Genomic DNA, 25072 nt, shown 5'->3' with positions numbered 1-25072 from the left:
TTTAAAGGTATCAAAAATTTTTTTTTATAATGATGATGGAATAAGAGTAAATAAAAGACATGGGGTAGTTAATAAATAGTTGTTTCAGAACCGTAAGCTTCAATTTTGTTTTTAACCGCTTGAAGAAAACGCCCACTAACCAACCCATCTATAATCCGATGATCAAAGGATAGACAAATGTTCATCATATCCCGGATGGCGATCATATCATTGATAACGACTGGACGCTTTACAATCGCTTCAATGCTTAAAATAGCTGCTTGTGGATGGTTTATAATCGGGTTAGATAGCACGGAGCCGAAAGAGCCTGTATTGTTAACAGTAAACGTACCGCCAGACATATCTTCCACTGTTAACTTCCCATCTCGCGTTTTCTTCGCCATTTTATCGACTTCTTTTCCGAGACCAAAAATGCTTTTGTGATCGGCATCTTTGATAACTGGGACAAATAGCGCACGATCTGTTGCAACAGCGATTGAGATATTGATCGCTTTTTTGATGATAATTTCTTCATCGGTCCATTGTGAATTGAGAATGGGGAATTCTTTTAATGATTCGACTACTGACTTAATAAAAAAAGGTAAGTAGGTAAGGTTCATGTTTTCTTTTTGCTTAAATTCATCTTTTACCTGATTACGATAGCGGACAAGATTTGTCACATCACATTCGATCGTGAACCATGCATGCGGGGCTTCATGTTTACTTGTTACCATACGTCTAGCAATTGCTTTTCGAATGGCCGTAATTGGAACCCTTTGGTCTTCTTTATACTGTTGGAATTCTTTTTCTATATGTGTTTCTCCTGTTCGTTTCTTCTTTTCATTAACTGTTGGTTTTGAGAAAGGAATATTGGAGGGTTCTGGAACGGCTGGAGCCACTGTTTGCTGTTTGATCGTCACTGCGTGCAAGATGTCTTTTCTAGTAATACGTCCGCCATTTCCTGTTCCATTGATAGTAGAAAGGTCTACATTATGTTCTTGTGCCAGTCTTAAAACAGCAGGTGAATAGCGTTGTTTGTCATCCATAGGAATAGCTAAATGACTTGAATGTTCAGTTTGTTGGACGGAGTCAGGTGCAGGTGCCTTAAGTGTACGGCCTGCATCTTCAGAAAGAATGTAACAAATTAATCCCCCTACTGGAATGGTCTCACCCTCTTCTGCTACAATTTCCAAAATGGTTCCGTTAAAAGAGGAGGGCACTTCTGCCGTCACTTTGTCAGTCGTCACTTCACAAACCGGTTCATATTTTTTAATAGTATCTCCTATACTGACTAACCATTTGGACACAGTGCCTTCCGTTACACTTTCCCCAAGCTGGGGCATGATTAACTTCTCCACTATGATCCCCACCTCAATCTATTTAAAATGCGGCTAATTCTGCCATTGCCTTGTATACTTTATCCGGATTTAGCATGAAGAATTTTTCCATTACTCCGTTATAAGGAGTAGCCGGGACATCAGGACCGCAAAGTCGCTTCACAGGTGCATCAAGCTCATATAAACACTCTTCCGCAATAATACCCGCTACTTCTCCTCCAACACCGCCTTCTTTGTTATCTTCATGAACGATTAAAACTTTGCCCGTTTTGCGGGCCGCTTGCACAATCGATTCTTTATCCAGTGGATAAAGAGTTCGCAAATCTAAAATATGAGCACTGTACCCGTCTTTCTCCAATTTATCGGCGGCTTGTAGAGCAAAGTGCAACGTGAGTCCGTACGTAATGACTGTAATGTCCTCGCCCTCTCTTTTCACATCCGCCTTTCCGATTGGAACAGTGTATTCTATGTCTGGTACTTCTCCTTTAATGAACCGGTAACAACGTTTATGTTCAAAAAACAAGACAGGATCTTCATCACGAATAGCTGATATCAATAATCCTTTTGCATCATAGGGTGTTGACGGTGTGACCACTTTTAAACCTGGAATATTACAAAACATCGCTTCAACGCATTGGGAATGATAAAGCCCCCCGTGAACGCCTCCACCATAGGGAGCACGAATCACGAGCGGACAGTTCCAGTCTCCGTTCGAACGGTATCTCATTTTGGCGGCTTCACTGACAATTTGATTGACGGCCGGCATAATAAAATCGGCAAACTGCATTTCAGCGATCGGCCTCAATCCATATGCTGCTGCGCCTATTGCTACACCGGCAATCGCTGATTCGGCAAGGGGGGTGTCCATGACTCGTGCTTCTCCAAACTCTTCATACAGACCCTGTGTTGCCTTAAAGACGCCTCCTTTTAATCCAACATCTTCTCCCAGTACAAAGACTTTATGGTCACGTGCCATCTCTTCACGCATGGCCTGATTGATGGCCTCAATATAAGAAATGATTGTCATTGGTTATGCCTCCTATTCTGCATATATGTGCTTTAATGTATCTTCTGGTGCTGGAGACGGTGCGTTTTCAGCATATTCAGTCGCTTCATCGATTTCTTTGGTTACCCATTCGAGAATCTCTTTTTCTTTTTCTTCGTTTAACACGCCAACTTCTTTTAAGTAATGATTGAATTGGTGAATGGGATCTTGCTTCTTCTCTTCAGCTACTTCTCCTTCTGGTCGGTATGTCCGGTCATCGTCATCTGAGGAATGCGGCATATAGCGAAAGCAACGAGCCTCAATCAACGTAGGTCCTTCACCTCTTCTTGCTCTATCGGCTGCCTCTTTTGTCACTTTGTATACTTCAAGAACGTCACTTCCATCTACACTGACGCCGGGGAAACCATAACCTAAAGCTCGATCAGCGATGCTGTTACATGCGACTTGTTTTGAGTAAGGCACTGAAATCGCATATTTATTGTTTTCGCAGAAAAAGATAACAGGAAGCTTGTGGACACCAGCAAAATTGGCCCCTTCATGAAAGTCTCCTTGATTGCTTGATCCTTCTCCAAAAGAAACGAAAGTTACAAGGTCTTTTCCTTCTAACCTTCCTGCCAGAGCCAGACCAACTGCATGTGGAACTTGGGTCGTTACTGGACTTGACCCCGATAAAATCCGGTACTTTTTCCCACCAAAATGCCCTGGCATTTGACGACCGCCGCTATTTGGATCTTCTGCTCTAGCAAACGAACTAAGCATTAAATCCTTTGCCGTCATTCCAAAGACAATGACAACGCCCGCGTCACGGTAATAGGGGCATAAGTAGTCTTTGTTTTTATCGAGGGCATAGGCTGCTCCAATTTGTGCTGCTTCCTGTCCTTGACAAGAAAGTACAAAAGGAATCTTTCCAGCTCGATTTAAAATCCACGTCCGTTCATCAATTTTTCGTACTAAAAGCATATCTTGATACATGCTTAGAACTTGCTCATCTGACAGCCCAAGTTTTTTATGCTTGTTTTCGACTTGACTAGTACGTGAGTCTCCCATACTAAGACCTCCCGCGTTTTTAATGTGAGGATTTATGAATGAATAACGACTTTTTCAACGAAAGTCCATCTTCCCCGAACATTTCTGATAAGGAAGAGTGTGAATGAATCATTTTAGTCACTCCCCATGAAGTGAGCCTACTGTGATTATATGAATACCTAGTACATCATTTGTCTATTTATCGACGACAAGTTTGCCCCTTAGATGAATTATTTTCCAATTGCTTAAATAGAAATTTCCCTGCTTTAAACAGTGAAGTCCAATCAGCAAACTCCCTATCTGTACGTTGTCTCTTAAATTACCTAAAAATAAAACACACTCAATTCCGCTAACAACAATAACAATCTTTTATGGAAACGCTTTCATTTTTATGAATTGCTCACCCATACGGAATGTCGCCCTCTTTGCAGCTGTATCCAGGAGCTACGAGAATTTTATCCATTCAGTTAGTATTGGAATATCTTTTTATTTCAAAAAGTTCATGGTCATTTGAAGCTTTCTAGAATAGAAATTTTTTTCAAAGTTAGTTTTCTTTTTTTGAAATTCTATTTCGTTTCCATCCGTACTTGATCATTGAAAGCGCTCGGCAGTGTAATTTTAATCACTCGATTTGTTCTCTTATTAACTCTTTGTCATTAATTTATTCCGTGACAAGAACATTGATAACCGCTATATCGCTTTTTTGCTTATTTTACATAATTGGGCACTGGGAAAGGGTCAAAGAAAGACCATAATTGTTCTTTTTTAGTAAATAAAAAAAGCTCCACAAGGGAGTTTTTATGATTATGCGATATTCTCATGTAAGGCTATTTGTTCTTTTAGCTTTTCTGCTCGCCCCATAAATTTTACACCTTCTCTTATTTGGATGGTATCACATATGAGGTGCACAACATCGTTTTTCTCAGTCCAAGCGACCAAATCTTTTTCTAAAATCCGCTTTCTACAAGTAGAACATATTAAACCATCTTTAATATTCATTTTGTTTGCTCCTTTTTAAAAATATTTTATATGCTTATTAAGTATCTATGGAGCGCTCATCCATCTTCACATGTTCTAATCGCTCGATAGAATATGTGAAGATGGACGAACTTTTTCCGCCAGTAGCTGAACAAATCTTACTACTGAAATAGAAATCAGAACATCACTGGTCTACCTAATAACATAGTATGAGCCCCGCCTACGCTCGATACCGTGACGGCCACACGTGCCATCCAACCCACTATTATTATAAACAGAAAGCGCTTACAAATAAAGAATTATCGATCATCAAATTCCGACATATATCTGTTTAAATTGTAAGATTTGCTTGGTTTATGGCCATAATCTAACTAAGGCACTTTTAAACCCGTGCTGACTTATAAATAAACAGCAGTACTATACCAAAAGATAAAAAGCCTTCAGCTTATGGGGCGATTTATTTCTTTTCCACTCTACAAAAAAGAGGTGCTCACAGATGAAAAAGGACAAGAAGTATTTAAAAATGGAAGGAAAGTCCGACGAATTTATTTACGGCGCGATTCAGACGTATGAGAAAGTACTGGCAAACGCCCAGCGGATGATACTTGCCGGTGAGGTGAAGGAGAGTGAGATTGCCCATCTTCTCCGAGAATGGATGAAAGAGCGTGATACGCTGCTTGGCTTACTTGGCCCATCCACTTATGTAAGCTCGATGCACGCTTATGCTGATGAGGCAAGCAAAGAGAGAACACGAAAGAGCGTGATTTCCGATGTCGGGTTGGGTCCTGATATGAAACTCTTGACGGAAGAGAATCAACGAAGTATTAATGTTGGAAAAAACGATTGAGCAAGTTCCCTTAAAAAACAATCTGATCCGTTAATTTTCGACGATCAGACTGTTTTTGTTTTCTATGACTTGCACATACCTTACAAAATATAAGATGCTTCTGATTGATTAAATAGATTAGTGGATGCCCACTCACGAACATTCTCTTTCCACTTAGTATCTGAGTAGTGTTCTTTTACCCCTTTGTACTATTCACTATAGTAAGCAGATGAATTTTGGAAAATATCAATTCATTGTTTTTCCACCACTTGATAAGTTTCATAAGTATCGACTGACAGACCATGCTCTTCCAGAAGGTCATCGAGCATAATGATAAATGATATGGCCAGCTGATCCGTATTCCGTATAAAATTGCATGAGAATAGAAATAAAAAATCCGCTTTTATCTTAAAAATTGATCAAAGCGGATTTTTTGTAATGCTTTTTTCTTACCGAGCATGACGAATCATGTACTAGCAAACCATTTACAAGCTCTTACTTTAAAAGCTATTAGGTTTAGAGGGAGTTGACGGTGTTTTTATTTTTTCTTGTACATCGAGCAACATTCTCTCAGCTAGTTGATCGAACCATTTCTCGTCACCGGTCTGAATGGCCAGATCAATCAAACAATCCCAATCTTCTTTTTCAAGTGTTAAATTGAATTTTTCAACACGATCTACGGTAAATAGTCTCGGTGTTGGTTTTATCGATTGCGTCACACCATCAACATAATTCGCTACTTTTGTGATAAACACTTCATTGCGTGCTACAGAAATATTCTCAATAAAACCAATCACGTGATAATTATCGATCTGAGTAATAATCCAATCTCCATTTTTCAACATGTTACTGGCTCCTTCCTATATTTACTTTATGTCACCTGTCAATTCTTTATTTGGCTGTACTAGTTAAAACAAGGACTTATCCATCACTATGAATAATCTCCTATTTTCCATTGAGACTTCTTGGAGCAATGATCAATAATCTCTATATTTGGAAACGCTTTCATTTATTCGTAGCACTTGATTGTATAAAAGAATCATTTTTTTCAAAGAGCAATCTATACACGTATATTGTATTACAAATTTAGGCTAACTCCTACTCAAAATTCATCCCCATCCTACTCATCGAGCTATGCCCTTCATATTCCTTGTGGATGGGGGGTCTTCCTTCAGAAAGTTGTTAAAAAGTGCAGGGAAAGAAAAAAGAGTTTACTATGAACACTTGTTAAGCGCTTTTATTCAGCTATTTTTTCTAGATTTCCATTGCTCTCCATTTTAAAAGTTGCACGTGGTGAATCATCATCATCTAATACAACGAGTTTGCGTGCGCGATTCATAATTTTCATCATTGTTTCATAGTCTTCTTGCATGGTTAAGGCCGATTTTTCAAGATGACATAGCTTCTTTTCCAAAACAATCTTTTCATTTTTTACTGTTTCTAACTCACTGCGCAGCTTGTCATTCTCTTTCTTTATATCATACGTTGCGTCCATACTACGTAAAAAACTAATCACTTCGTCGATTGTGAGCGGTGTTTGATCTTGATGAAGTCGAATAGATTGTGCAGTTACTGTTTCAGTCAGCTCTGGTATCTTATATAACTCTTCCTTTTCTTTCTTTTGTTCCGTCTTAAGCAGACGATTGCGTTGTTTTCGTTGTTTTTTAGCTAAATCCAGCGCCTTCTCGTATTGCTGCCGCACGACCGCATTCCATCGAAAACCGCAAGCTGCAGAAGTTCTGTTTAGTTGGTCCCCAACTTCTTCAAACGCATTTAGCTGTGTGCTTCCTTCACGAACATGCCGTAATACAGTTTCAGCAAGCAATAGATCATCTTCTTTAGACCAAGCATCTTGACGCTGTTTCACTCATCATCGCTCCTTTTTATAAAAAATTATTCTTTATAGTAAAGATGGCCATAGACAGTTTATTTTATACGATCAGTAAACATGGAGCTTAAAGATTGAAAGAAGCCTACTCTATTATGCTTCATTCTATTCTACTCTGTTCCTCTTTATTCATTCTGATGAACTACGCCTTCAAACTTGTGGCTTAGGACCTAATTTCAGGCGTTTTTTATCAATTTCTTAAAGCACACGATAATACAGATTTGTTGCTTAGAAATTCTATTAAAGGTGCATTTTGCTTTGATAAATAGATGAATCAGCTTCGATAGGACAATACAACCACTATAGCTATAGGAGCGTCAAAGAGACAGGGAGTAGTATTAATTTATTGGTCTTGGTCCTACGCCTATACTGGAATTTTCCACTGTCATAATGGGGCGAACATTTATGTCTCCGTCCACACGGATTTGACAGGATAAACGCAAGTTATCGTCAATAATCCCTTTTTCTAAAAATGCATGGCTTTCTGTATTAGTTGGTTCACAATAGTCCCCTTCTAATATTTCTACTCGACAGGTTGTACATCTCGCTTTACCTCCACATCTGTGAAGAATGTTAACGCCGCTGTCTTCTAGTGCTAATACGAGCTTTTTTCCTTTTTCAATTTCAAACGTTCCATATCCATTGACTGTTAAGTAGGGCATTTAATTGTCTCCATTCGTTATATTCGATAAATATTATTAACAGGTATAGCCTTTTGTTAATTTTTTTAAACAAAAAATGGATAGTCATTTTAAAATGCTCTTTAAAAATTTGTTGATCAGCTCCAACCTAGCCCCTTTGCTATGTATTTTCCAAACCCATCTAATTTCTGAGCAACATCTTCATCTATATAAGCACTAATTTTTCCTTTTTTATGGCCTTTGGTTTATTCGTAACTGAGTCAAGAATGTCATTAAGACTACTATTTACATGAATATCATGATTGTTGCTAGTTTCATTATCAATTTTATTATTATCCATCGTCTTTATTGCCCCCAATCCCTTTAAAGAAGGATTAAATTGTGTTTAAAATCATATATTGTTCCCAAGACTTTAACCAACAATCTCGTTGAATAGCTTTTAGGTGAAAATAGATATGACTAATTCTAATAAGGAAGGAATAAGACTGTTTTACTAAATCATTTTCTTATTTTAAAAAAATACTAATATATCTAAGATATTAGAGAGTAAGCAACAATATTCATATGAAATTAAATTTCAACGTTGATCTTAATGTCTTTACTAATTTTGACTTGGTAATCAATATTAGTGCTCATGATAATAGCAATTTTAAACCTATTATTATTCAAATTTTTTAAGAAAGATTGGAAGATTACCTATTTTGAAGACATTATAAATGAATTCAGAAGATATCTTTGCACAGGTTAAAGCATGAGGGATTGAAAAAAATTGTCTAACGGAACTTGTCAACTTATATACAGCTTCTGAAAAACTTGAGATGTAGTTTTCATTCCTTTATTAAACCAGCAGGAAATTTACTGAGTTTTGCTACACGTTTTGCTATGAACATTCTCTATATATTGAAAATGCATCTTAGTCGATGCTGACCAACAAGGGGTACCGGTTTTACTTGTATCCGAACAAAGAACAGAAAGTGTTAAGAGTATCCTGTTTTTATAACGCATAAAAAATCTATTCGTACAGAACAACTACCGGAATGATTTGTGCAGCAAAAGCAAGGCAAGGAACAACTCGAATTGGACATCGATCATGACGAACTATTTCTCGCAGAAAAAGCAAAACTAGAAGCAATTCTTCGTGAAAGACAGCATGACATACGCTAAAACACGTTCATTTTTTTAAAAAAGATGCCGGTTGTTTGCTGTCTCTTTTTCCAAATTGCTGTGGAAACGTTCTATTTTTCATCGTTTTTTCGGGGATTTTATCTGTCGAAAACAAAAAAAGAGTGTCCCTTTTTAACCTTGTTGAAGCTTATCGACTGTCTATGTTGGTCGGCAGTAATTGAACAAGGCTATTAAAACATAATCAATATTTAAACATCATACAGCCATAAAAATCAGCAAGATAAATTTAAAAACGTGTGCAAAGCTGAGAAAAAATAGGGGGACGTAGTGGGGACATGGGAAGGGCGTGGTGGGGACGTAGTCGGGACATAACTCGAAAAAAGGGGGACATGGTGGGGACATTTTCGCTACTTTCGTGATATCACGGTTTTGTCAGGCTTTGCCTGACCTATCACCCATGTGATAGCAAAAACCCCTTATGCTCATATCATTATCATTATTGGGTTATCCAATTTGAAAGAGGACTGACGAAATGGATATTATGATTCGAAATCTTGATCCGGTTGAAATTTAAAAAATGGATGAAGTGGCTAAGAAGCAAGGTATTTCAAGACAAGAATTTTTAAAAAATCAAATAGAAACCTTGGCTTTCTATCGTGAAGAAACAAATCGAGAATTGCATTTACAGAACATGATTGAAAAAAATATGTTGCTGATGACACTATTCAATGATTCCATTAAACGCATGAATTTATTTTTAGAGTCGATGATTGAAGAGTAAAGGTTCGCCATTTTTTTGATTCTTAGTTGTTCATGTTTTGCATCACCCCTCATGATTTTTTCGTCGTTCGGAATGATAAGAAGTTTTCTTTGAGGATCTTTACTAAGAATAAAAATGTGAGTTGTTTTATTTTCTCCACTTCAATTTAAATGATTTGCTGAAAAAGAAAATCAAAAAATGAAGTGCCAGAAAAAATTGATTGATCAAACCGATTCAATTTTGAAACGGTCCTGTGTGCTTTCGAATAAATAATTCTTTAAGAGTCGAATAAAAATTTCATGAACTTTTTTTAAAACTACCTTTTGCTGATGATCATTTTTAAATGGGTATCAATAAATAAAAACAGACCGTTTCAAAAATGAAACGGTTGAATTTTCTTTCGATTAAAAGTTATTTTCTGATTTAAAAATTTAAAATTCGTATCCAATTTTCCTTTTTTGTTTGCTCGCGTTTGAATTATTTTTTGGTTACTTATGTTTAGACGTTATCGACCTTTAGATTCGATGGTCTGGTTTAAAGAGTTAGCATGAGCATAAGGAGTTTTTGTCCCCACCGATGATGTGGGGTCAGGCAAAGCCTGACAAAACAATGGGTACAAGAAAACCTTTCAAGTGTTGACTCACTGTTGACTCAAAATGAGGGACTGTTGATATGGTGTAGACCTGTAATTTTTTCCATGATGACACGGTGTTGACCTCTGTTTTTCTATTGCTGCTCATTTTTCCCCCGTTTTTAATTTCAAAAAATAAAAAAACCGATTCTTTTCTCTGCACTTTTAGATTTAATTTATTTTTGCTAAATCTTATCTACTCTATCTTCCGTACCTGTTCCTATCTAACTAAGAAATTTTAAATGGAATGGGGACTTACGGATTGATCGTTACCTGTGTAGAATGAGCATTAAGAGTTGAATGAACGCATGGAAAACGCAGCTGAGTATGGAACATTATCAAAAGAGGTAGCAATTCACTTAAACATAAACCCTAATACATTAAGACGTTGGTCCCTTGAACTTGAAAAGCACGGATACACATTTGAACGCAATAGCAAAGGTCAGCGTATTTATTATGAACGCGATATTCATTCGTTATCAGAATGTAAAATGATTTTAGAAAAAGGCCAATCGATGGAAAATGCAACAAAGTCTATTGCATCAGAGTTCATCGAGCGAAAAAACGCAGAAAAAACGCTAGGCGTTATTCTCGATACATCAGAAAATAATGAGAATGTAACGTTATCCAAGCGTGATTTGGAATCCATCGTAGAATCGGCAGTAACAAAGGCAATGGAGAAAGAACGGGAAGCAATACTGGAAGCTCTGGAGTTGAAAATGAACAATGCCATTGAGCAGCGCGATCGGATGCTGATGCAGAGTATGAACCAGAAGATCGAAGAAAAACGCATTGAGATTACGGAATCAACCGAAAAAGAACAGGAGAAAAAGTCAATTTTCAATTGGTTCAAAAAGAAAAAATAGGGGTATATAAAGGGAAAATCCCTCGTATTAATTTAAGGGATTTGTTGGCCGCAAGAATAAAATTGATTAACTTCTCATTTTTACTGAATCTGGCTAGGTGGTTAGGTTACCTATAGAAACTAATCCCCTGATTTTTATTTCGATTTCAAGTAGGTGAATGAAATCTTCAGGTAGTTCTAGTTTTATAGCGTCATTATATGCTTGTAGCAAAACATCATCTGGTATACTTGGTTTTTCCATAGTGCCCTCCACGGTTTATGAGGCAGCTCAGCTATCCTAGTCACTTGACCTTAGACCTGAAACTTTGCATCCTACTCATTCGAGTAGTTTGCCATTTCTTATATTTCATTATTATGATAATCAATAGAATTCAAGATTAAATTATAAATTAAAAAATGTCATTATTATTTTTTTATTGGAAATCCAAACAAAATACAATGATGAATAACTAAAAATCAAAGGCAAACTACTCGAAAGAGTAGGGCGCAAAGCCACGGATCTAAGGTCAAGTGACTAGGATAGCCGGGTTGCAGAAGTAGGAAGGTACCCATCGCCATGAGTGACGATAAAGACCGACTTATTTTCAGTCATGAGCTCAGTCGTTTACATAGCGATTATGAGCGTTGTAAAGAGATCAGGATTAAAGAAGAAATATTGAAAGAAATTCACCTTCTAAAAAAAGCTATCAAGCTCCTTTTAGAAGGTGAACAAATGACGTTCAAAAGATAGGTGTTTTTATTCCATTGCTTTTATTTTTTTCAGATAGAGGTAAAACCAATAATCAAAGAGATAAGGAACAAGGTAAGAAATGAACGTCCAAAAGATGTTCCATCCGTTCCCATATACCACTATTCCCATTAGAACGAATATGGCTTCGGTAAGTGTCGTGAATAATGTCATCAGAAAAACGATGAGATAGGGATGATTGCTTTTCTTTATGAAAAAAATCAGATAGCAGCCCAAAATCGGATACAGGCCTAAATTAACAGGGATAGCAGGTAAGGTGTTAGCGTTATTGAAAAGATAAACATGCCAAAAACCGAACTGTACTCCTAATTCATTTACAAGAAAAGCATTGACTGAAGCAAATGGGCCAATTAAAGGAATAAGCTTTTTATCCCGTGGATGAAGATGCAGAATACCAAAAATTCAAGGGATTATAAATGCGATGATCGTAATAGAATACACTGGGCTTCAATCCTCCTTTAAGCCAGGTGGTCCGGGCTATGAACAGATATCTAGAGAGACATGCATGATTGACTAAACAGACTACCTTAGTAAAATTACCCAATCCAGAAAAATACATACATATTCTAAATACAACATAAAGAGAATTATGTTGCATTGAAAAGCTCTGGAGCAAATTCCAGAGCTTTTTATTTACTAATTTATGTTAAGGTGGTTTAAAAGAAAGACGAGGAGGCGCTGTATGAATGGCTAATGGATGAGTTAGCTAAAGTAAAATGAAAAGACTGAGAACCCTTTAAAAAGTTTCTCAGCCTTTTCTATGTATGTATTTGTTTATGTATATATGTTCTAGTTGTTATTCCATTGGCTTTCTTTTAGCATATTTTCTGCTTTGGAATAAATATCGTCTGCTGGTCTTGGTCTTTCATTTATCCGTTTACCTACAGCAAAATAAAAAACAATTTTTGTCTCTTCATTAACTTCGAATATAATTCGCATATCTCCTGTACCATTCTTTGGTAACTTGGAATGGAATGTCATAGTACGGAATCCTTTTTCACGAAGAATCCCGTACTTGCATTCCCTTGAATTGTTGTATGGATTCTTTTCTAAAATTTTACGTTCGTGCTCAAATAGTTCATAAAACATCGAAAATTCTTCTTCTGTCATATGGTCTGTTGCATCATCAAGGGTATCAAAAAATTTAGGGTGAAATTCTGATTCGTATTTTTGTTTGCTCATTTATTTTCTCATTCCTTTTCTCCACTCTCTGTATTCACTTGCTGACATGTTTTCAGGAAGCTTTATAAATTGTTCTTTTGACGTATTGAAGAAATTCTCGCCAAGCTCTTTTACCATTAGAGCTTCATCTAATAATTGTTCTAAATTTTCTACATATTGTCTTAACTCTTCAAATTCCTTCATTCCCATCATCGTAATTGACATTTCATCTTTAATGATAAGTCCCATTACTTCATTTTCATCAATCATCTCCTTTAATTTCCTTTGCGAAATTTCTCTTAATTTACTTGCCGGCATTGTGTTTTTAAGGGTAAAAGGCTTTTCTAGAAGCTTTTCCACGTTTGTTTTCCCCTTTCGAATTTCCTCTTTCATGTGTGTTCACCTCCTATTGTACAAAAAAATGAACAAAAAATCAAACAAAATTATGTTCATTTTTTTATATATTATGTGCCTTGGAAATCTTAGATATACCTTTAATTAAAAAAATGCTTTATGTTTTTACAAGTCATTTAACAATTTCTTATTTTTTAAAAATCCGAGTGCCCTAATTTAAAGAAAAGAAATGCAACATAAATGCAATTATGTTGTATTGAGAACGCCCCGGATCTTTAGAATTTGGGGCGTTTTTTCGATTTGAGTGCAATCACAAGGAGATTTTTGTAATGCGTCTTATTGAACTAGCGGGGCAGTGTAGTTGAACAATGATAAACTACAAACGAAGGGTATTGTTTTCATACCTAGTTTAAATTAGGAGCGTCTAAAAATGGGTAGCAAAAAAAAGATTAGGGGATTAAAAAGAAGAATTCGCCAATTTACGGAGGAATTAAATGAATTAACCAGGGATTTCCCTGAAGATTTATCTAATGGTTATTGGGAATTACATCTTCCTAACCTAGGGTCGGAATGGATTAGTTCAACGAAAACTCCATTTAATGTTCGTAAAAAATGCTTACAATTTTTGATAAACAGGACAAAACATCTTATTGAGAAGAAGCCCGCGCATTATAAGGATACAAGAGTAATGTTAATGATTGATTCTCATTATTGGTGGTCAACGAAAATTGAGATTTTTTCTGCAAAAAATGATGAGGGGTTATCTTTTTATAGAGAAGACGATTATACAAGATGGATTGCTTTAGATGAGAATCGTAACTTATCAAAAGAATGGGGCTTAACCATTCCAGATGGGTTAGAAGTAAAGGGGATAAAGGAAGAAATAAAGGATTTTGAATTGGTTGATGATGACATTTTTGGCGGAGAGATATGGTTTATAGGTGAGTTAAATTAACCCTTCGCTTCCCAATGCAACAAAAATATAATTATGTTGTATTGAAAACGTCCCAGATCTTTAGAATCTGGGGCGTTTTTTTAGCCGCTCATAATTAATCATTATGAGCAGCTATTATTGAGGGTGTTTTTAAAATTAAAAATGGATGCCGACTTTGTCGACAACCTGAAGAGAGCCAATGGCTCTCTTATCATTGTTCTTTTATCAAGGTAAGCTACCTATTGTTATCTTTTACCCCTCACCTTTTTCTCCTGTCCTGTGCTTTAAACACCTCAATGGGGCGCATCATTTCGTGATCTTCATGTTCTAGCATGTGACAGTGCCACACATAACGCCCGGTGAAGGGTCCAAAACGGGCTATGATGGATGTAACGTAACCAAACGGAGTCCGAACCGTATCTTTTAATCCTGTTTCATAGGGATCAGGAGGAATAGGAGGTCCCGTAAAAATAAGGTTTCCGGTTTTTTGAAAATGAGAAACATCAAAAGGCTGGCGATCAAGAATTTGAAAGTCAACCAAATGGAGATGGATGGGGTGAGGATCATCATCGATTATATTGATGATCCGCCAAATTTCAACCGTATCTACTTCAATTCTTTCGGATATTCTATCTATCCACATTTTACCATCTAATAAATTCAAGGATCGACCATATTGATCCTTGATTCTGACGAGTGTTAAATCTCTTGTTCTCTTTGCCATACTTCTGGGAAGTCGTTTGATTTCCCCAAAATAAAAAGGAAGGGAGCTGGTATCTGTACTTCTTAACGGAACGGTTACTCTGAATTGCATGACATCTGTTGTTTCGGAGGATGCACTCTTGGTGATATTTTTGAGAATAATAGTTTGGCCGTAGTATTGAGAAAAATCAATTATCACATCTACACGCTCGGCACTCGTAAGTATAAATTCATTTATTTTTACCGTTGTCTCAAGAAAGCCGCCATCCGTGCCAATTTGATAAAAAGGCTGATTGGAGTCCATTTTTAATGTAAGGATTCGACTATTGGATGCGTTTAAAATTCGAAATCGGTATTTTCTTGGTTCAACGTCCAGAAATGGATAAACCTTCCCATTTACCAGAATCGTATCCGCATCAAAAGGAGGGACAAGAGAAGGATGAGGAAGACCTACATCGTTTTGATCCGGTTTGCTAGGGTAGTAAAGTGATCCGTCTGGGTTGAACGAGCGATCCACAATTAAAAGTGGGATTTCATATTTTCCTTTCGGAAGATTAAGGGATTGTTCATGCATGTCGCGAATGAGATAGAATCCCGCGAGTCCCGCGTAGATGTTCAATCTTGTAATACCTATCGTGTGGTCGTGATACCATAACGTTGTGGCTCGCTCAATGTTTGGATACGTATAAACCTCTCGTTCAAATAAAGGTCCCGTTTGTTGAAAATTTCTCGTAAACCACGCTTCGGGGTAGCCATCACTATGAGCAGGCGTTCTTCCTCCGTGTAAATGTACAACGGTTCTACCCTCTGGAAGAGTTATTTCGGAACCATGAATGGTTGTATCAACGGGAAGAAAGTGCTTATTGGGCAGATCATTAATCCATTTAACAAACACTCTTTCATTTTTCATCACTTCGAACGTAGGACCCGGAAATATTCCTTCATACCCCCATAAACGGGTTGGTGCGAGGTCCCTGTGTAGCTTCTGAGAAAACTCCTTCATGGTCACTTCGTAATATGAACTATTATTACTTCGCATCTTGGGAGATAACGTGTTTGGAATAGGTAGTTCATCCACGAATTTTTGCAGCTTTATCTTTTCAGGCATAAGAATGGAAAACCTCCCCACTGTTAAGATCAACTGATTAAGTTTATGAACGATAAATGTAATTATGTTGTGGAAGCCTTGTAGGGCTACTCTGTGGAGCGTACTCTGAATAGATGGGTACATGTGTATTATTAGGAGACATTATTGGCCAATTACAGAAGGATACAACTCACAATAAAGATTGATGATTTTCTTCTTGACCTCTCATAGAAGAACGGAAAATATTCCATCATCTGTGGTGTTGCGATATATAGCATCGTTGACTAACGGGTACGTTAGTTCAAGAAAGTGAAATATAAAAACCAAATGCAACATAATAGCAATTATGTTGTATTGGAAACTGAAAATAAGGCTTGTCATTCCGGCTCCCGGGTGAGTATCGTTTAGTTCAAAACTATTACAATCCATCAGGTTATTATCTCGATGAAAAAGAGATGGAACTAGGGGGAAGGACTCTTGCTGTTCCTTACCTAAAAAAAAATTGAGGAATTGACAAATGAACTATTGATGTTTAATATATAAAAAAAAAATGAGATATATGAATTCGAGACATAAAAATTAAGGATTTGGTGAAGATGAATCGGTTGAATCAAGATCTTGATGAGGAATTGGCTCTAAAATTATTTATTGTTCTAACTAGAGCTAATCACTCGGTGGAAGAAAAAATTAAAGAAGATATTAGAAACCATGGATTAAATCCAACAGAATTTGCTGTTTTAGAGTTTTTATTTCATAAAGGTGATCAACCGATGCAACAAATTGGAAAAAGGATCTTACTGAAAAGTGGGAGCACGACGTATGTCATTGATAAATTGGAAGAAAAACGACTATTGTGCCGTAAACATTGTTCTGAGGATCGTCGGGTCATTTATGTTGAAATTACAGACGAAGGAAAGCAATTAATCGAAGACATATTTCCTAAGCATAAAAAAACGATTCAAAAAATTTTCGAGGAATTGAATAAGGATGAAAAGCAAACTATGATTTCTTTATTAAAGAAATTGGGTCTCCCTTTGCAAAACCAATAATTTTTTTAGGTATTTATCTAGAAACTAAGGTATACGAAATGAGAATAATGGTTAGAGAAATAATAGTAATGGCGAACATGTGATTTGTATGGTTAGCAAAAAGTTGAAAGAAGAATGAAGAACGGCTAAAAGGGATTCTGCCGACAAAACGCGGATATTATAAGAGAATTTTGGGATGAAAAAGACGATTTTTTTATATGACATTTTTATGGAAATAAGTGAGCTTTTAGATACTATGTGATATAAAAGTGCGTACTTCCTTTTTTGAAAATTCAATCTATAATAAAGCGTAAGATATATATCTAGAAAACAAGATACATGAAATCTAACAAACAAATGAAAAAAAAACAAGGAGTGGAAAAAATGAGCAGAGCAGCAACTAAAGATAATTATACTTACTTAAGTCAAAAACCAGGTTTACAATTAATTAAAGCAGGAAGTTATGAAACGAAAGAATTAAATACAATATTAGGGATTCCAGAAGTTAAAAGCCAAATCCTTGATATTCCGATTACTGCAAACGAAAATGCAGCAACAGTAGGATTATACGCAATGCAAGAAGCTGAAAAAGGTTTCGATTTTAAATATGATTTCTTAGAAATGAAAACAGTTGTCACTGGTAAATTTGTTTTAAGTGATGATCAAGGAAACAGCTTTACAGCAGAAGCAGGCGATGTTGTTATCATCAATCCGGGTACAACGGTTACTTTCCATGGTGAGAGCGATGGGACAGCGGTTTATGTAGCGCATAGATTGCCAGAACCTACGTTTGCTTAAATCAACGATTTAAAGAGTAATAGGGTAAGCCAAAAGTTAATCGGCTTACCCTTTTTATTGTACTAAGAGGTTTATCTTATTGATATAAGCTTAATAATTCTTGATATTATGCGTTTTTTATCTTAACGTTGTAAATTGTCAAAATCCTGACGCTACCCCCTTTAACAGCATATATAATAGAAGAAACACGTTAAAAAAGGAGCATTTTCTAAATAAGTAGAGGCTCTAACTTTCATATCATTTTAATCTAATTTAAAAAGTATTATTCATTAATAAATACCCAAAAGCCCCCTCCGTGGTATGCGATGATAAAGGTATATCTTTCATCGACCCGCTTATGGGAACTCGATCACTATGCTACTACTTTATCGTTTCCTTTTTTATTCTTTTTCTTGATCGACTGCTTTTTCATGAATCTCTGCTTCAATTGCCTGGACGTGTTCATCTTTAAACTCTTGATGGGGATGAGGATGGAACCATTGTATTTCCCCTTCATGGACAAAGCCTTTGTATTCTTTGCCTTGAATTTGAATGGTAAATTGTTGACGTTCATGCAATTTTCCCTCAAATGCTGGAGTGAGTTCGACGTCTTTAACACTACTAGTTGTACTATGTTCTTTCATCAGCTTATAGATACTTTTTTCTAAAGTATCTGTTTTATCATCACCGATCATTTGCCTCGGCTTTGGTTGAAGCCATTGAATTTCATCATTGTGAAAATGACCTTTAAATTCATCTCCTTGAACTTTGACTGTGAATTCGTAACGTTCATAAAGTCGATCCTCAAATATAGGTTCTAACCCAAACTTTTCTAGTTCGTTTTCAAAAGACATTATGTCCCCCCTCTTAGAAATATTCTTCTTGAGTAATTCCCTAGTTTAATAATAAATATTCTGCAAAAAGTTAAAATATCAATATGTAAAAATTGATATATGTGCGCTTGTCATATATCATTTAGCTGGAAGAAATCAAAAAAATTAGTAAGAAATGAGGGAGTTTACATGCATTTGTTGCCAAGGGAACAAGAAAAATTGTTAATTGTTGTGGCAGCGGATCTGGCAAGGCGCCGGAAAGATCGAGGACTGAAGCTGAATCACCCGGAAGCGGTTGCATTGATTACGTATGAAATTTTAGAAGGAGCTCGTGATGGCAAAACGGTTGCCGAGTTAATGGAGTATGGGGCGACAATTTTAACGGCAGACGATGTCATGGAAGGCGTGGCAGAAATGATTGATAATGTGCAAGTAGAAGCGACGTTTCCAGACGGTGTAAAACTTGTGACTGTCCATGTGCCGATACGATAAGGGAGAGGATTTTTGACATGATACCTGGAGAATACATTTTAAAGTCAGACGATATTGTTTGCAATGAAGGACAGAAAACGAAAAAGATTTCCGTTTTGAATAAAGGAGACCGTCCTGTGCAGGTAGGATCCCATTTTCATTTTTATGAAATTAACGAAAGTCTTGAATTTGATCGAGAGGCGGCCTTTGGATTTCGCTTAAATATTCCAGCGGGTGCAGCTGTTCGTTTTGAGCCAGGTGATAAAAAAGAAATACAATTGGTCGCGTTCACAGGTGAAAGACGGGTATATGGATTGAATAATAAAACAGATGGATCATTAGACCGGAGGTAATATATATGAGTTTTCGAATGACAAGAAAACAATATTCTGATATGTACGGTCCAACGACAGGCGATGCCGTTCGTCTAGCGGATACAGATTTATTCATTGAAATTGAAAAAGATTATACGCAATATGGAGATGAAGTCGTTTTTGGCGGCGGTAAAGTGATTCGTGATGGAATGGGCAGTCACCCGCTCGCCGTTCGTGCCGATAACGTTCCGGATCTTGTGATCACAAGTGTCATTGTGTTGGATTACACAGGTATTTACAAAGCGGACGTAGCTGTTCGTGATGGCAAAATTTTTGCGATTGGAAAAGCGGGAAATCCGCTTTTGATGGATGGTGTCGATATCGTGATCGGCGCATCCACTGAAATTATTGCTGGGGAAGGAAAAATTTTGACAGCAGGTGGAATTGACACACATGTTCATTTCATTAATCCAGCTCAAGTAGAAACCGCTCTAACTGCTGGATTGACAACGCTGATCGGTGGCGGAACAGGACCAGCAGAAGGGTCAAAAGCAACGACGGTTACACCGGGCGAGTGGAATATTCACCGCATGCTTGAAGCGGCAGAAGGGTTGCCGATTAATGTCGGTTTCTTAGGGAAAGGGCACGCCGGTGCAGAAGAGCCGCTTGCAGAGCAAGTTCGCGCTGGTGTGATTGGGCTGAAGGTTCATGAAGACTGGGGCGCAACACGCTCATCAATTGATTTGTCTTTAAAAGTCGCTGATGAATATGATGTTCAAGTCGCACTCCATTCCGATACATTGAATGAAGGCGGTTTTGCGGAAGATACAGCGGCTGCATTTAAAGGCCGTCTTATTCATACGTACCATACAGAAGGAGCCGGCGGCGGTCATGCACCGGATATTATTAAACTGGCCGGCTATCCGAATGTGCTTCCTGCTTCGACAAACCCGACGCTCCCGTACACGGTAAATACGATTGATGAACACCTTGATATGTTGATGGTGTGTCATCACTTAAATCCGGATATTCCGGAAGATGTGGCATTTGCCGATTCACGGATTCGGGGAGAAACGATTGCGGCGGAAGATATTTTGCAGGATATGGGCGTGTTTAGTATTACGAGCTCTGACTCACAGGCGATGGGCCGTATTGGAGAAGTTGTTTTGCGGACATGGCAAACAGCAGATAAAATGAAAAAACAGCGGGGCAAATTTGAAAATGACAATGGCGTTGGCGATAACAATCGTGTAAAACGTTACGTTGCGAAATATACAATCAATCCAGCCATCGCACACGGAATTTCCGAGTATGTCGGTTCGATTGAAGTTGGAAAATTTGCCGATCTTGTACTATGGGAGCCGAAGTTTTTTGGTGTAAAACCGAACATGATTTTAAAAGGCGGTCAGGCGGTCTATAGTTTAATGGGCGATGCCAATGCATCCATCCCGACGCCTCAGCCCGTTTTGTATCGTCCAATGTACGGGACAATGGGAAAAGCAACATATAAGGCCTCTATTACATTTGTCTCAAAAGCCGCATATGAAGGCGGCGTTCATGAAAAACTGGGACTTCAAAAAACAGTCCTTCCTGTACACAGCATTCGATCACTGACGAAAAAAGACATGAAATTGAACGATGCAACACCAGAAATTACGGTCGATCCAGAAACGTATGAAGTACGTGTGGATGGCGAACATATTACGTGTGACCCGGTAGACGTCGTACCAATGGGACAACGTTATTTCTTATTTTGAGGTGAAAAGATGATTATTGAGAAAATTGTGGGACATGTTGACGAGCTTGATCCGGAGCTTGTTGCTCGTACGCATAAAGAAAAAGTGTATTTAGAAAGCAGTGACTTAGTAAAACGCATTCAGCGCGTCAAAACGGATCATGGCCGTGAGCTTGGCATTCGTTTAAGTGAATCCCGTGAGTTAAATGCAGGCGACGTGTTGTACATGGATGAAAAGAACATCATTTTGATTGAAGTATTTCCGGACGACGTTATCGCTATTCAACCGCGAAATATGAATGAGATGGGGACGATTGCTCATCAGCTTGGCAACCGTCATTTGCCTGCCCAATTTGAAGAGGATCAGATGCTCGTTCAATATGATTATCTTGTCGAAGAACTGCTTGAGGAGCTTGGTATCCCATATGTGCGTGAAAAACGAAAAGTGAAAAAAGCATTCCGGCATATAGGACACAGTCATGGATAACTATTTGCTGTCTTTATTTCAGCTATGTGATTCCAACTTGCCGACAGGAGCGTTTAGTCACTCGTTCGGTTTGGAAACTTACATACAGGAAAACAAAGTACACGATAAAGATAGTTTTTCAGAGTGGCTGCGGATGTATGTATCAGGGCAACTCGTTTATACAGACGGGATCGCTTGCCGTCTTGCTTATGAAGCACTTGAACAAAATGATGCAGAGGCGATCTGGGCGCTTGACCGGAAAATAACGGTACAAGCTCTTCCGAGAGAAACGAGAGAGGGTACACATAAGATCGGTGAGCGCATGTTGACCATCGGAAATGATCTTTATCCAGCTTCTTTGCTGTCTCTGTATAAAGAAAAAACAGCGAACGGAGAGGCATTTGGTCATCCTGCTATTGTATTTACCATGATTGCTCATCAGTTAAATGTGCCGGAGAACGTCATTTTATCCACGTATCTTTATTCGTCTATATCGAGTCTGACCCAAAACGCAGTACGCGGTATACCACTCGGTCAGACAGCCGGACAGTTTATTTTACGGGACATTCAACAGTGGATTACAAAAGCGGTCGAACAAATCAGGACAATGGACATCGCTGACTTTGGAGCTGTGGCCCCAGGATTGGAAATTTCTCAAATGAAACATGAACGGGTACATATCCGTATTTTTATGTCTTAATAATGAAAGGACGTGCTTTTAATATGGAACCGATTAAAATTGGTGTAGGCGGCCCGGTTGGAGCCGGTAAAACAATGCTTGTCGAAAAATTAACGCGTCACATGCAGGATGATATTAGCATGGCGGCGATTACGAACGATATTTACACGAAGGAAGATGCTAAATACTTAATGAACAATGGTGTTTTGCCTGATGACCGAATTATTGGCGTTGAAACAGGCGGCTGTCCTCATACAGCGATTCGTGAGGATACGTCAATGAATAGTGCGGCGATTGAAGAGTTGAAAAAACGCCATCCTGATTTGGACTTGATCTTTGTGGAGAGCGGCGGCGATAATTTGGCGGCTACATTCAGCCCTGAACTTGTTGATTTTTCCATCTACATTATTGATGTGGCCCAGGGAGAGAAAATTCCGCGCAAAGGCGGACAAGGAATGATCAAATCAGATCTTTTCATCATTAACAAAATCGATCTTGCTCCATACGTGCATGCGAATTTGGATGTCATGGCTGCTGATACGAAAGTGTTCCGAGGCGAAAAGCCATTTATTTTCACGAACTTGCAGGACAATACAGGTTTGGATGAGGTCATTGGCTGGATTAAACAAAACGCTTTACTCGCCGGGTTGAATTAAGATGGATAAATGGACAGGCGTTTTGCGTCTGAGCATGGAGAAGAAACGGGATAAGACGGTAACGAAACAAGTGTATTTCCAAGGCGCATTTAAAATGCTGCGTCCCCATTACTTTGATGATAGCGGACAAGCTTGTTATTTTCTCATTAATCCAGGGGGCGGATACGTGGATGGAGACCGCTACCGGATGGAAATTATGCTTGAGGAGCGGGCTGAGCTGATCTTGACGACACAGTCTGCGACAAAAGTGTACAGAACACCGCATACGCCCGTTCTTCAAGAGAATGAAATCGTCTTGAAAAAAGGTAGTGTGCTTGAATACATTCCTGATCCGCTTATCGCCTATCGTAATGCCAAGTATAAGCAAAATACGATCATTCAGATGGAACGTGGAGCTACTCTTTTTTACAGTGACATTGTAACACCGGGCTGGTCTCCGGACGGAGAGTGGTTTCAGTATGATTTACTTCAGCTGAAAAATGAAATTTATTTAGATGAAAAATTGATTTTATTTGATCATTTAAAACTCCAGCCCATTGAAGCCGGTGTGGACGGGATCGGTTATATGGAAGGATATACTCATTTAGGTTCTATGATTGTGATTAGTGAAAAAGTAAATGAGGACGTTCTTCAACGTTTGTATAATGTAATCGAAAAAGATTTAGGCGAGTGCAAAGCAGGACTGTCCCTTTTGACAGAAGGCGGCTTTACAGTGCGTATATTGGCTCATTCCACACAAAAAATTGAAGAACTTACGGCTGCTTGCAGCGCGTTCCTCCGCAAAGAATGGTATGACCGTCACCCAGTTACCTTAAGAAAGTATTAATCAGACAAAAATTTTGATGTGCAAAAATGCTGATTAAATCGAAGATAGAAGGGGTTTTAAGATGGATGTCACATTGTTTTCAATTTTATCACTGGGGTTCATACTGGGCATTAAACATGCGATTGAGCCAGATCATATTATTGCCGTTTCAACAATTGCCAGTAGAAGTAAAAAAATATCGCAGTCTGCTTTAGCAGGTGTTTTTTGGGGAATTGGTCACACGGCTACTTTGTTTTTGATTGGGCTTACCCTTATTTTAATGAAAAATAGCTTTCCAGACAAAGTATCCATGTCACTCGAATTTTTAGTCGGTGTCATGCTTGTCTACTTAGGCACAGTCAACGTTTTGGCAGCGAATAAAAATCAACGTCATATCCATCGGAATCATAGCCAGTATGGAGATAAACATTATTTTATTAAGTCATCTCTCATCGGTCTCGTGCATGGACTGGCTGGAAGTGCTGCGATGGTTTTATTGACGATGAGCACAGTAAATAGCGTTTGGCAGGGTGCAGCATACATTCTTATTTTTGGAGCAGGTACGGTAGCAGGGATGCTCCTTTTTACAACACTAATTGGTATTCCATTCGTGTTTAGTTCTTCTAAAAAAGAAATGAATTCATTGTTTACGATGATCTCAGGTGTAATCAGTGTATTGTTTGGCTTGTACTACATGTACAATCTAGCAATTAAAGATGGACTTCTTTCGCTTTTGTTCAGATAGGCGAGTTTTTCCGTCGCTGCAAGGGGTGAAATACGGTGAACACATTGGGGTATGCAATTCTTAGTATTTTAATTGGAATGCCATGTTCTGGAGGGACTGACCCCCACTTCTGAGACAGAGATCAAAAGGTTCTGGTGCGAAAATAATTTGATAAAAAGATAGAACCTATATTACCCACTAACTTGCGAGTTATGATGCTATCCCGAACAGCTTACGTACGAATTTAACTTCATTTTGGGCAGACTTCACTCCTTGGTGAACTTGCCTTTTTTTATCATATGCATCGCTTCAATGCCACTCCATATATAAGTGACTGTTTTATACGACTTGAATCCCAACATAGAGCACACACGTTTCTTAATGAAACGGTGATCTTGTTCTACTATATTATTAAGATATCTAACTTGTCTTATTTGTATGCCTTCCGGCATACGTTTTTCTTCTTTTAACTCTTTAATTGCTACAGGATAGGTTGGATTCTTGTCTACTGTTATGACAAGAGGTTTAGAAACATG

The 25072-nt window shown here is 38.0% G+C and carries 29 protein-coding genes, 1 pseudogene and 2 riboswitches; of the genes and pseudogenes, 16 read left to right on the top strand and 14 right to left on the bottom strand.

Annotated elements, in window-relative coordinates:
* Window positions 1-68: 68 nt before the first annotated feature.
* From A3M5_RS0121010 to A3M5_RS0120995, 4 genes are all read right to left on the bottom strand, one after another.
* Window positions 69-1322, bottom strand: coding sequence for a dihydrolipoamide acetyltransferase family protein (locus A3M5_RS0121010; protein ID WP_034290958.1), 1254 nt, complete (start codon window positions 1320-1322; stop codon window positions 69-71).
* A gap of 37 nt (window positions 1323-1359) precedes the next feature.
* A complete protein-coding gene (locus tag A3M5_RS0121005; RefSeq protein ID WP_018395745.1) occupies window positions 1360-2343 on the bottom strand; it encodes an alpha-ketoacid dehydrogenase subunit beta in 984 nt (327 codons plus the stop codon).
* A gap of 12 nt (window positions 2344-2355) precedes the next feature.
* A complete protein-coding gene (locus A3M5_RS0121000; protein ID WP_018395744.1) occupies window positions 2356-3369 on the bottom strand; it encodes a thiamine pyrophosphate-dependent dehydrogenase E1 component subunit alpha in 1014 nt (337 codons plus the stop codon).
* Between the two features lie 783 nt (window positions 3370-4152).
* Window positions 4153-4347 (bottom strand): hypothetical protein, encoded by a 195-nt coding sequence (locus A3M5_RS0120995; RefSeq protein ID WP_018395743.1) that lies wholly within the window; start codon window positions 4345-4347, stop codon window positions 4153-4155.
* Between the two features lie 475 nt (window positions 4348-4822).
* On the opposite strand from A3M5_RS0120995, the gene A3M5_RS0120990 reads away from it, so the two are divergent.
* Window positions 4823-5173, top strand: coding sequence for a hypothetical protein (locus A3M5_RS0120990; protein ID WP_018395742.1), 351 nt, complete (start codon window positions 4823-4825; stop codon window positions 5171-5173).
* A gap of 479 nt (window positions 5174-5652) precedes the next feature.
* On the opposite strand, the gene A3M5_RS0120985 is transcribed toward A3M5_RS0120990, so the two are convergent.
* From A3M5_RS0120985 to A3M5_RS0120975, 3 genes are all read right to left on the bottom strand, one after another.
* Window positions 5653-5997, bottom strand: coding sequence for a hypothetical protein (locus tag A3M5_RS0120985; RefSeq protein ID WP_018395741.1), 345 nt, complete (start codon window positions 5995-5997; stop codon window positions 5653-5655).
* Between the two features lie 392 nt (window positions 5998-6389).
* A complete protein-coding gene (locus tag A3M5_RS0120980) occupies window positions 6390-7019 on the bottom strand; it encodes an RsfA family transcriptional regulator (RefSeq protein WP_018395740.1) in 630 nt (209 codons plus the stop codon).
* Window positions 7020-7378: 359 nt separating this feature from the next.
* Window positions 7379-7702 carry a 2Fe-2S iron-sulfur cluster-binding protein gene (locus tag A3M5_RS0120975; protein ID WP_018395739.1) on the bottom strand — a complete coding sequence of 108 codons (324 nt, stop codon included), beginning with the start codon at window positions 7700-7702 and terminating at the stop codon, window positions 7379-7381.
* A gap of 899 nt (window positions 7703-8601) precedes the next feature.
* Here A3M5_RS0120975 and A3M5_RS26720 point away from each other — a divergent pair.
* The 3 genes from A3M5_RS26720 (at window position 8602) to A3M5_RS0120950 (ending at window position 11063) form a co-directional block, all read left to right on the top strand.
* Window positions 8602-8688: a helix-turn-helix domain-containing protein gene (locus tag A3M5_RS26720; RefSeq protein ID WP_227431927.1), complete on the top strand. Its 87-nt coding sequence runs from the start codon at window positions 8602-8604 to the stop codon at window positions 8686-8688.
* Between the two features lie 695 nt (window positions 8689-9383).
* Window positions 9384-9587 carry a hypothetical protein gene (locus A3M5_RS23440; protein ID WP_018395735.1) on the top strand — a complete coding sequence of 68 codons (204 nt, stop codon included), beginning with the start codon at window positions 9384-9386 and terminating at the stop codon, window positions 9585-9587.
* 906 nt (window positions 9588-10493) lie between these two features.
* Window positions 10494-11063, top strand: coding sequence for a MerR family transcriptional regulator (locus A3M5_RS0120950; RefSeq protein ID WP_227431924.1), 570 nt, complete (start codon window positions 10494-10496; stop codon window positions 11061-11063).
* Between the two features lie 93 nt (window positions 11064-11156).
* Here the strand turns inward: A3M5_RS0120950 and sda are convergent, their stop codons facing one another.
* Window positions 11157-11303 carry a sporulation histidine kinase inhibitor Sda gene (gene sda / locus A3M5_RS25010; protein WP_018395733.1) on the bottom strand — a complete coding sequence of 49 codons (147 nt, stop codon included), beginning with the start codon at window positions 11301-11303 and terminating at the stop codon, window positions 11157-11159.
* A gap of 18 nt (window positions 11304-11321) precedes the next feature.
* Window positions 11322-11406: riboswitch (cyclic di-GMP riboswitch) on the bottom strand.
* 107 nt (window positions 11407-11513) lie between these two features.
* Window positions 11514-11598: riboswitch (cyclic di-GMP riboswitch) on the top strand.
* Window positions 11599-11618: 20 nt separating this feature from the next.
* On the opposite strand from sda, the gene A3M5_RS25605 reads away from it, so the two are divergent.
* Entirely contained in the window at window positions 11619-11792 is a 174-nt protein-coding gene (locus A3M5_RS25605; protein ID WP_018395732.1) for a hypothetical protein, read from the top strand.
* A 6-nt stretch (window positions 11793-11798) separates the two neighbouring features.
* Here A3M5_RS25605 and A3M5_RS26520 read toward each other — a convergent pair whose 3' ends face one another.
* The 3 genes from A3M5_RS26520 to A3M5_RS0120930 form a co-directional block, all read right to left on the bottom strand.
* Entirely contained in the window at window positions 11799-12170 is a 372-nt protein-coding gene (locus A3M5_RS26520; RefSeq protein ID WP_286130254.1) for a CBO0543 family protein, read from the bottom strand.
* 429 nt (window positions 12171-12599) lie between these two features.
* Window positions 12600-12992 (bottom strand): type II toxin-antitoxin system RelE family toxin, encoded by a 393-nt coding sequence (locus tag A3M5_RS0120935; protein ID WP_018395731.1) that lies wholly within the window; start codon window positions 12990-12992, stop codon window positions 12600-12602.
* Entirely contained in the window at window positions 12993-13364 is a 372-nt protein-coding gene (locus A3M5_RS0120930; RefSeq protein WP_018395730.1) for a hypothetical protein, read from the bottom strand.
* Between the two features lie 391 nt (window positions 13365-13755).
* On the opposite strand from A3M5_RS0120930, the gene A3M5_RS0120925 reads away from it, so the two are divergent.
* Window positions 13756-14280, top strand: coding sequence for a DUF3916 domain-containing protein (locus tag A3M5_RS0120925; RefSeq protein ID WP_018395729.1), 525 nt, complete (start codon window positions 13756-13758; stop codon window positions 14278-14280).
* Window positions 14281-14518: 238 nt separating this feature from the next.
* Here the strand turns inward: A3M5_RS0120925 and A3M5_RS0120920 are convergent, their stop codons facing one another.
* Entirely contained in the window at window positions 14519-16069 is a 1551-nt protein-coding gene (locus A3M5_RS0120920; protein WP_018395728.1) for a multicopper oxidase family protein, read from the bottom strand.
* Between the two features lie 575 nt (window positions 16070-16644).
* Between A3M5_RS0120920 and A3M5_RS0120915 the strand changes: the two genes are divergently transcribed.
* Both A3M5_RS0120915 and A3M5_RS0120910 read left to right on the top strand, forming a co-directional pair.
* Window positions 16645-17097 carry a MarR family winged helix-turn-helix transcriptional regulator gene (locus A3M5_RS0120915; RefSeq protein WP_018395727.1) on the top strand — a complete coding sequence of 151 codons (453 nt, stop codon included), beginning with the start codon at window positions 16645-16647 and terminating at the stop codon, window positions 17095-17097.
* Window positions 17098-17415: 318 nt separating this feature from the next.
* The gene (locus A3M5_RS0120910) at window positions 17416-17874 is read left to right on the top strand and encodes a EutQ-related cupin domain-containing protein (protein WP_018395726.1); all 459 of its coding nucleotides are present in this window, start codon (window positions 17416-17418) and stop codon (window positions 17872-17874) included.
* 380 nt (window positions 17875-18254) lie between these two features.
* On the opposite strand, the gene A3M5_RS0120905 is transcribed toward A3M5_RS0120910, so the two are convergent.
* Window positions 18255-18707: a hypothetical protein gene (locus A3M5_RS0120905; protein WP_018395725.1), complete on the bottom strand. Its 453-nt coding sequence runs from the start codon at window positions 18705-18707 to the stop codon at window positions 18255-18257.
* A gap of 168 nt (window positions 18708-18875) precedes the next feature.
* Here A3M5_RS0120905 and A3M5_RS0120900 point away from each other — a divergent pair, with 168 nt between their 5' ends.
* From A3M5_RS0120900 to A3M5_RS0120865, 8 genes are all read left to right on the top strand, one after another.
* On the top strand, window positions 18876-19178 hold the full coding sequence (locus A3M5_RS0120900; RefSeq protein WP_018395724.1) for an urease subunit gamma: 303 nt from the start codon (window positions 18876-18878) through the stop codon (window positions 19176-19178).
* A gap of 17 nt (window positions 19179-19195) precedes the next feature.
* Window positions 19196-19510, top strand: coding sequence for an urease subunit beta (locus A3M5_RS0120895; protein WP_018395723.1), 315 nt, complete (start codon window positions 19196-19198; stop codon window positions 19508-19510).
* 5 nt (window positions 19511-19515) lie between these two features.
* On the top strand, window positions 19516-21228 hold the full coding sequence (gene ureC, locus A3M5_RS0120890) for an urease subunit alpha (protein ID WP_018395722.1): 1713 nt from the start codon (window positions 19516-19518) through the stop codon (window positions 21226-21228).
* A gap of 9 nt (window positions 21229-21237) precedes the next feature.
* On the top strand, window positions 21238-21693 hold the full coding sequence (gene ureE, locus A3M5_RS0120885) for an urease accessory protein UreE (RefSeq protein WP_018395721.1): 456 nt from the start codon (window positions 21238-21240) through the stop codon (window positions 21691-21693).
* Window positions 21686-22372 (top strand): urease accessory protein UreF, encoded by a 687-nt coding sequence (locus tag A3M5_RS0120880; RefSeq protein ID WP_018395720.1) that lies wholly within the window; start codon window positions 21686-21688, stop codon window positions 22370-22372. The genes ureE and A3M5_RS0120880 overlap by 8 nt, the downstream gene beginning before the upstream one ends.
* 23 nt (window positions 22373-22395) lie before the next feature.
* Entirely contained in the window at window positions 22396-23007 is a 612-nt protein-coding gene (gene ureG, locus A3M5_RS0120875; protein WP_018395719.1) for an urease accessory protein UreG, read from the top strand.
* 1 nt (window position 23008) lies between these two features.
* Window positions 23009-23833 (top strand): urease accessory protein UreD, encoded by an 825-nt coding sequence (locus A3M5_RS0120870; RefSeq protein WP_018395718.1) that lies wholly within the window; start codon window positions 23009-23011, stop codon window positions 23831-23833.
* A gap of 61 nt (window positions 23834-23894) precedes the next feature.
* Window positions 23895-24557 carry a HoxN/HupN/NixA family nickel/cobalt transporter gene (locus A3M5_RS0120865; protein ID WP_018395717.1) on the top strand — a complete coding sequence of 221 codons (663 nt, stop codon included), beginning with the start codon at window positions 23895-23897 and terminating at the stop codon, window positions 24555-24557.
* Window positions 24558-24746: 189 nt separating this feature from the next.
* Here A3M5_RS0120865 and A3M5_RS24135 read toward each other — a convergent pair.
* Window positions 24747-25072 (bottom strand): annotated as a pseudogene (locus A3M5_RS24135) (DDE-type integrase/transposase/recombinase); the annotation flags it as partial.

This window comes from Bacillus sp. 37MA, from assembly GCF_000372765.1.
GTDB lineage: Bacteria > Bacillota > Bacilli > Bacillales > Domibacillaceae > Domibacillus > Domibacillus aminovorans.
This window is presented reverse-complemented; position numbering and strand designations above follow the sequence as displayed.